Annotated in this window: 8 protein-coding genes; all 8 read right to left on the bottom strand. The window is 63.0% G+C overall.

All coding sequences use genetic code 11. The features are described from left to right. Positions 1-199: 199 nt before the first annotated feature. A complete protein-coding gene (locus A2J03_RS04735; protein WP_068370309.1) occupies positions 200-634 on the bottom strand; it encodes a hypothetical protein in 435 nt (144 codons plus the stop codon). A gap of 72 nt (positions 635-706) precedes the next feature. After that, positions 707-1,447, bottom strand: a complete 741-nt coding sequence (locus A2J03_RS04730) for a GmrSD restriction endonuclease domain-containing protein (protein WP_156520205.1) — start codon at positions 1,445-1,447, stop codon at positions 707-709. Positions 1,448-1,515: 68 nt separating this feature from the next. Further along, a complete protein-coding gene (locus A2J03_RS04725; RefSeq protein ID WP_068370306.1) occupies positions 1,516-2,289 on the bottom strand; it encodes a prepilin peptidase in 774 nt (257 codons plus the stop codon). Next, positions 2,279-3,022: a hypothetical protein gene (locus A2J03_RS04720; protein ID WP_156520203.1), complete on the bottom strand. Its 744-nt coding sequence runs from the start codon at positions 3,020-3,022 to the stop codon at positions 2,279-2,281. The genes A2J03_RS04725 and A2J03_RS04720 overlap by 11 nt, the downstream gene beginning before the upstream one ends. Before the next feature lie 239 nt (positions 3,023-3,261). Beyond that, positions 3,262-3,621 carry a hypothetical protein gene (locus A2J03_RS04715; RefSeq protein ID WP_156520202.1) on the bottom strand — a complete coding sequence of 120 codons (360 nt, stop codon included), beginning with the start codon at positions 3,619-3,621 and terminating at the stop codon, positions 3,262-3,264. 65 nt (positions 3,622-3,686) lie between these two features. Further along, positions 3,687-4,019 carry a hypothetical protein gene (locus tag A2J03_RS04710; protein WP_068370300.1) on the bottom strand — a complete coding sequence of 111 codons (333 nt, stop codon included), beginning with the start codon at positions 4,017-4,019 and terminating at the stop codon, positions 3,687-3,689. Positions 4,020-4,059: 40 nt separating this feature from the next. After that, positions 4,060-6,285 carry an FtsK/SpoIIIE domain-containing protein gene (locus tag A2J03_RS04705; RefSeq protein ID WP_082897590.1) on the bottom strand — a complete coding sequence of 742 codons (2,226 nt, stop codon included), beginning with the start codon at positions 6,283-6,285 and terminating at the stop codon, positions 4,060-4,062. Then, on the bottom strand, positions 6,282-6,539 hold the full coding sequence (locus tag A2J03_RS04700; protein WP_068370298.1) for a hypothetical protein: 258 nt from the start codon (positions 6,537-6,539) through the stop codon (positions 6,282-6,284). The genes A2J03_RS04705 and A2J03_RS04700 overlap by 4 nt, the downstream gene beginning before the upstream one ends. Positions 6,540-6,727 lie beyond the last annotated feature (188 nt).

Below are 6,727 nucleotides of genomic sequence, written 5' to 3'. Positions count from 1 at the left end.
ATACGAGATGTGCCCGCAGCCTGCCAGCGGCGCAGCAGTCCTTCAGCGCAACCGCCCACCGTGCACCCCGGACCGCCGGCGCACCATCGGGACGCGGCTGCAGGGCGCAGACGTCGCACGCAAGCTCGATGTGGGTGATTTCTTCGGTTCGGTCGAGACTCATCGCTCGGCCCTCCTTCTTGGTCGGGTGGACTGACGGTCAGCTCGCGAGGGCGTCGTGATCACTGCGTCCGTCCTGACGGTCCATGTCGTGGTGCTCTGACCCGTGCTGGTCGTCGGTGGACTTCTCACCCGCCTGCAGACGGGGTTCCTCGTCGCCGCCGGCATCTGCCGATGCTGCCTGCTCAGCGGGCACAGCGGTCCTCTTGATGGCGGGCTTCGATGCAGCCTTGAGTGAGGGGCGAACATAGCCACCGTTCTTCAGCTGTCCGGTGGTGAATCCCGCCGCCTTCGCGGCGTCGTATGCGTCGACAACTGCCGATGTGGATTCGGTGTGTTCGTCCTGCGCCTTGGCCAGGGCCTCGGCCTTCTCGCGGTTGCTTTCGACTGCGTTGACGAGGTTGCGCATCGCAGCGAACTGCGGTCCGAGAATCTCGCGAGTGGTGGCGTCGGCCTGATCGGCGATCTTGGGCATAATGTCCTTCTTTCATGTTGTGCCGGAATAGCTTTCATTCATCAGGGAGCGGTCGTTGGTGGTACGGGACTATCAGTTCGGTGTGTCTGCCGAGCCCAACCCCGCGTCCTCGCTGAGCCCGCAGACTTGTGCCGCTGCGATGGCGTCACCGCGTGTGATCGGCAGGTCGTAGGCTTGCGCAACGCGGAGGTATTTCGCCGCGAACGTGCAGGCGAAGTTCTGGCTGGGCGGGAGCCATTGGGCGAGGCCACGGTTCGCTCTGTCCCCCACCGCACGGGCGTCAGCGACGATCAGGTTGCGTTGGACGTCGTTCACGAAGCAGCTCTGTTGTTCGGGTGCCCATGTCGACGCACCCAGTACCCAGGCGGTGTTCAACGGATGAATGTGATCGACCGATACAGAACGATTCCCCGACGCAGAGTCGTACTCGACCGTCAATCCGGTGTATGGGTCATGCAAACTACCCTGCGCCACAATGTAATCAGCTGATCCTGGCCTGAACGTGACGTCCTCTAACGCTGCTGCCAACGCGGTGGTCTTGACGTCGCATCCTCGTTCACTCGTCGCTGGCCGACCGGTGCCTTGCCAGTGCGCCTGATCGGGCCATTCCTCCATCGATGTTGGGTCGGCGACGATTGGCACGGTGTCGAGAAGATTCGCCACGGTGATGACGTCGCGAAAGACCTGCGGTGCAGGCGGTGGATCGTTGCGCGCCTCGGGTCGCTCATCGTTGATCGTCACGAGCGCAACTGCCGCATCGACGACGACCGACGTAAGGCCGATCGTCCACGCGGTCTGCTGTGTCTTGGGCACTGTGTCCATCACCTCTTCGAGAATCTTCTGTCGAGTGGCGGGGTTGTTGGGTTCTGAGTGCTGTGACTTCAGGACACAGCGAGGGCGAGTACGGAGCCGAGTGCGAGGAAGGGGCCCAGCGCAATATGTGACTGCGCGGGCTCGGATCGAATCATCCGGATCATTCGTGCGAGGACCACCCCGACGAAGGCCGCGAGGATTGCGAACACCAGCGCTGCGGGCAGTGTGATCCAACCCGCGTAGCCGAGGACCATACCGAGCGAAACCACCAGTCGTGCGTCGCCCAGTCCGATTCCACCGCGGAGCAGGACCGCTAGGACGAAAAAGGTTGCTCCCGCTGCAGCGCCTGCAGCGAGCGCACGGACGGTTACTTCACCGGTGTCGTCGACGACACCGGTGACGATGGTCGTCGCTGCGGTCCCCCCCGCGGCGAGGTACGCCAACGTAGTGGGTATCCGCTGCACACGTATGTCGATCCACACAATCCAGGGTGCGAGTACAGCAAGGAACAACCAGGCGGCCGTCGCCGAACTTCCGCCTACGAACATCGTCGTGGCAATTCCGCCCCACACGGCTCCTGTGATGATGCTGGGAAGGCGCGATGTCAGCGAGGCCTCGTTCATGGAGATGGCCGCTCGCGCACACACTGCAACGACCGTCGGCCGCAGTGCAGACGCCAAGCCTGCTCCTAGAACTGCAATCAGCGCGATCGGGAGAAGGCGAACAGCATGAGATACCCATGAGCCGGTCTCGAAGATTTGCAGCAGCCGTGAGTAACCGGACCAGACACCGACCGCGGCCAATCCTGCCGCCAGAATTCTGAGGTAGTCGTTACGCGACATTGGACTCTCGCTCATTCTGCGAACGCGCATCGAGCGCGGACATGCGAAGACGATAGCGATCGACCTTCCGTGTCGCCGAGCCGGGTTCGATCCCGAGCACGTCGCCGAGGCGCTCGCCGGACCAGCGGCGTTGGACTGCGATTCCGACGATTACTTCCTGTTCGGCCAATGTCAGCGAAGGCTTCCTGTCTCCGCACAGCCTGCGGTAGACCGCGGCGTCGTCGACACCGAGGATGCCCCGAGGGGAGTGTGGACGGGCTCGGGGGTTATCGATTTCGTCGTCGTCCCATGCGAGCGGAGTCGCCCAACCTTGCTCACGAGCTGCGTCACGTCCTTGCTCGTCCGGACCGGGAATCATCGAAAGATGTTCGTAGACATCATTGATCACATGCCAGACCGCGGTCGGCACGAGCTGATCCGATGGCAACGTCGACAGCTTCTGCACCGTCAACCCGGTGAAGTCGGCCAGTGCGTGCACGGAGTAGCCCATCGCAACGAGTGCACGTATGCGTCGCTGGGGACCGACGCCAAGTGTCATCACTCGTCCATGAGACGGGTGGAACGTCACCGCAAGTATCGCCTTTGCGATCCCGTAGGTCGTTTCGGTGCGTTTGAAGCTCGACAGCGACGCAAGGTCGGCGCTACCTAGATTGGTGAGCTCAAGAATCATGTCGTCCGGCATGCCTCCGACCCGCAAGGCGAGGAGGTGTCTGCGAGCTGGTCCGGACGACACCGATGCGGTACTCCCGCGGCGAGATGTTCTGTTGGATCTCGCCGCGGGAGCGGAGCGGCGCTGTGCAAGCACGCTGCCGCTGCCGTCGCTCGGTGCGTCTCGGGAACCACCCTCCGACGCAGTCGAGCAACTCCATGAACCGGCATTCCGGCCACCTTCGATTGTATTGCCATCGGCCACTGCAGCACGCAGTGCGGGTAGAAGATTGTTTGGCGTACGCGAAGCCACGTCTACATAAGTCATGGTGCATCTCTTTTCAGTTGATGCGGTTGGTCAGACCGCACATCAGATGAGGGCGAGACTACCTCGACGTGCGTCAGCGCGTCCAGACCATTGGGTCGTTTTTCTTCGGTGACGAGATCTCCCTTGTCATACAGCCCACCCGCCGCGACACCGGTGTAGCTATCTGCGACTGCTCTTTTCCTGCAGGAGACGAAGGCTGCAAGCGGGCAGATCTGGCATGAGTCGAGCAGCTCTGCTGCAGCAGCGAAGGCTGATCGGCGGCGGTCGCGGCGAGGAACTCGGGACTGCAGCGTTTCCGAGATCGCAGCTTCTCGCTTGGCCCAGCTGTTGTCGCGGACGCACTGACCGATCGGCATCGTCAACGACTCTCGGCTCGCGATCGCCCGGAGCGCCGCCCGGCGGCTGCTCGTTGCTGTCGTTCTCATCCCCGGTCACCTTTCTGTGGTCGAACCTGCCGTGCCGAATGGGCGGCCTTGCCTGCGCTGACGCTGATTGCAACTACTGCGATGACGATCGCGATCGCGATGATCACCCTGCGGCCGTCGAGACCGGCGCCCTGCGCTGCCGGTATCCGCACGATCGGTGAGGCGTCGGCTGCGATCAAGATCGAGTGGCCGACCAGCCAGGTGATGGCCTTCGACCACCACAGGCCTGCCGATCCCAGAGCCACCGTGATTGCAATCGGGACTATCCAGAACAGCGCCATCTGGTCACTGTCGGACAGTGCGCCGCCTCTGTTGCTGTGTTCTGACATGTGGTTGCTCCTCTTCCTGCTGGACCGCGTCGGTAGAGATTCAGATCGCGACATCGGTTGGGCGGCGTACTTGGACGGTTGTGTCGATCGGCAGATCGAGAACTCCCTCGGCGTCGTTGTCACCGCGCCACGTCAGGCCGACCAGATCGTCACCGGAGTCGTCGCCGTAGATGTCGGGGTCGGTGTCCAGTACTGCCCAGTCGCCGGTGTCCTCGTCGAGAAGAACCAGGTCGCCGGCCACGAGGTCTGCCGGGGCTGCATCTTCTGGTTCGCCGTAGCCTTCCCAATCGTCGACTTCGACGTCGGGAACCACCTGCAGGTGGGATCGGTCGATATGCGATGCAGGTTCGCCGGCGGGGTCTTTGCTCATCGAAGGTGCGGCCTGGTCGGGCTGAGGGATCAGCGGGGTGTCCAGGTTGAGCATCGCCATCGGCGACGACGCACGTCGTGCGGTTGCACTGTCCGCACGGCTCTTCCGTTTGGCCACCGGGTCGAGGTTCGGATGGTCCGCCGCTCGGGCCCACGGAGCGCCGGCGACGTGATGGAATCGAACTTCTTCTTCACCGTCGTCGGTGCCGCCCGGGTCGGGGTCGAGGATGACCAGACGCTCGTGACTGACGTCCCGTGGCCGCAGGCGTTCGAGCACCGCTGCGGCTTCGGTTCCAGGCGCGGTCTTGCGAGGGTCAGGGGTGAAGTACGTCTGGATCTCGACAGCTTGGTTGTGGTCGTTGACGCTCGTCGCGCGCCCACGGCACCCACGGGGAATCGCCACGCCGGTTGTGGCGGATTCCCACATCATCAGCGCGCCTTGAGGGCTCAATCGGCCCATCGACACGCGCTGTCGGAAGTTGTCTCGCATGTCTCCGCCGAAGTACTCGGCGTCCGGACGTTGCGTTCCCAGCACCATGTGGCACTTTGCAGTTCGACCCTTACGTCCGATCGATGCCACCTCTTGGAGCGTGCGCGGCTTGGTGGGATCTCCTTTGCCTTTGATCCCTGCGTACCAATTGAGCAGGTTGCCGCGGAAGTCCGCGTACTCGTCGATGAACAGAACGACCGGCTCGAAATCGCTCTCGGTGGCCTGCCCGTTCACAATCAGTGAGTAGCGGGTTTCCATGAGCTTCCAGAATCGGTGGATCACCGCGACTTGGTGCTCCATATGACTGGCAACGATCTGGACGTTGGGCCAGTCTTGGAAGCCGAGGAACTCGACGCCTTTTCCGTCGACGACCCATACCGGCCAGCCGTGCGCAGTGAGTTGGGTGAGCACCGTGTGGGCGGTGACTGTCTTTCCCGTTCCGGATGCGCCGACCAACATAAAGTGTGGATCAATTGCCGGCCGCCACACCATGGGGTTTCGGTCCTCGTCTTCGCCGTAGGAGATCTCGACGGAGTCGTAGTCGGTGTGGGCGAGGTCCTCGACAGCGTAGTGCTTCGTATCCGTGAGTCCAGCAGGGTTGTACAGCTTTTTCGGGAAGCTCGGTCGGACCTCGAAACGCACCCAGTCCGTTTCGAGATTCCAGCGTGCGCGCCACCGTCCGGGCAGGTTGACGCTCACCACGCGCTCCATGCGGGCCCGGTAACCCTCGGGGGCGAGTTTGTGCCCAACTTCGTGGATGGCCTCGATTGCTTGCAAATCTCCGGTCTCAGTGTCCGTCTCGACTTCGGTGATGGTTCCGGTCGGACCCAGGAGCGCGAGGATCGTGCGCTTGGCTTTCACGAGTTCGGGTGCCTCGTGTGTTTCGGTGCTGAGCCGAGTGTCCGGAACGAGAACGAGCCGGAGTTTGCGTGCGTTGTGTTTCTGGATTCGGTACCGGCCCCAGCTCTGCTGGGACAGAAGTTCGACGACCCGCGGGAGCCATTGATCATCGAGAAGCAAGGCGGCCGACTGGTATCGAACGGTGATCCGACCCGGTCTGCCGGGCCACTGGCCGCTCCAGCGGGCAGCAGAGAGGACATCGCGTGTCGGCGCTGTGCCGGTGAGTCTGCAGAGCTGTTCGATGGCTCGGTCGGTCTCTTCGGCGCGGATCGTGGTCCTGTAGCCGTTGTAGCCGATGCTCGCTGCCGCGACGACGCCGGCGGCTGTTCCGCTCAGTGCAATCGCGGTGTCGAGCCCTATCATCGGCCCCAAGACCGCGGACACCATGCCGCCGGTTCCGCAGAGGACGCTGTTGCGGATCCACGGGATGCGGCGGGGAGCCAGCGACGGGGCATCGCGCAATGAGCGGTATCCGTCAAGGGGAGCTTGGGTTGGTGTCGTGCTCATCGGGCGGCCTGGGTGATCGTGATCAGAACTCCCTCGCCGACGATGCCGGGTCGCATCGTTGCTGTCAGCGATGCTGCTCGGCGGCCGACTTCATTGTGGAGATGGATCGGGTAGTAGCCGAGGGTGAATGCGGTTGCGATGTTGGGCCGGAAGACGACGGAGCGAGCAGCTGCGTCGACGAGTCTTGCCAGTCGTAGTTCCTCGGAGTCGACGCGCAGATGTGGCGAGGTCCAGTCCACGACGAGGGCCCACACGTCCTCGGTGGTGGCGACCGTGACTGTGAGATCGATGGGTTCGTCGAGTCGGAAGCTCTCGAAGCGAGTGAAGTTCGGCAGACTTCCCGGGTTGGTCGGAATTTGTCAAGGCGGGTGAGTCCAGTGGGTGTTAGGCCGCTACCGAATGTTGCTTCTGGTCGGTGTCGGCTGGTTCGGCGGGTTTGTTG

Source organism: Rhodococcus sp. EPR-157 (assembly GCF_001647195.1).
In the GTDB taxonomy this organism is placed as follows: domain Bacteria; phylum Actinomycetota; class Actinomycetes; order Mycobacteriales; family Mycobacteriaceae; genus Rhodococcoides.
Note: the sequence above shows the minus strand (reverse complement) of the source record. Positions and strands in the feature narration are given on the sequence as shown.

Excerpts from the sequence above, each read along its gene's own strand:
- A2J03_RS04735 (WP_068370309.1), bottom strand. The coding sequence starts at position 634 with ATGCCCAAGATCGCCGATCAGGCCGACGCCACCACTCGCGAGATTCTC.
- A2J03_RS04710 (WP_068370300.1), bottom strand. The coding sequence starts at position 4,019 with ATGTCAGAACACAGCAACAGAGGCGGCGCACTGTCCGACAGTGACCAG.
- A2J03_RS04705 (WP_082897590.1), bottom strand. The coding sequence starts at position 6,285 with ATGAGCACGACACCAACCCAAGCTCCCCTTGACGGATACCGCTCATTG.
- A2J03_RS04715 (WP_156520202.1), bottom strand. The coding sequence starts at position 3,621 with ATGCCGATCGGTCAGTGCGTCCGCGACAACAGCTGGGCCAAGCGAGAA.
- A2J03_RS04725 (WP_068370306.1), bottom strand. The coding sequence starts at position 2,289 with ATGTCGCGTAACGACTACCTCAGAATTCTGGCGGCAGGATTGGCCGCG.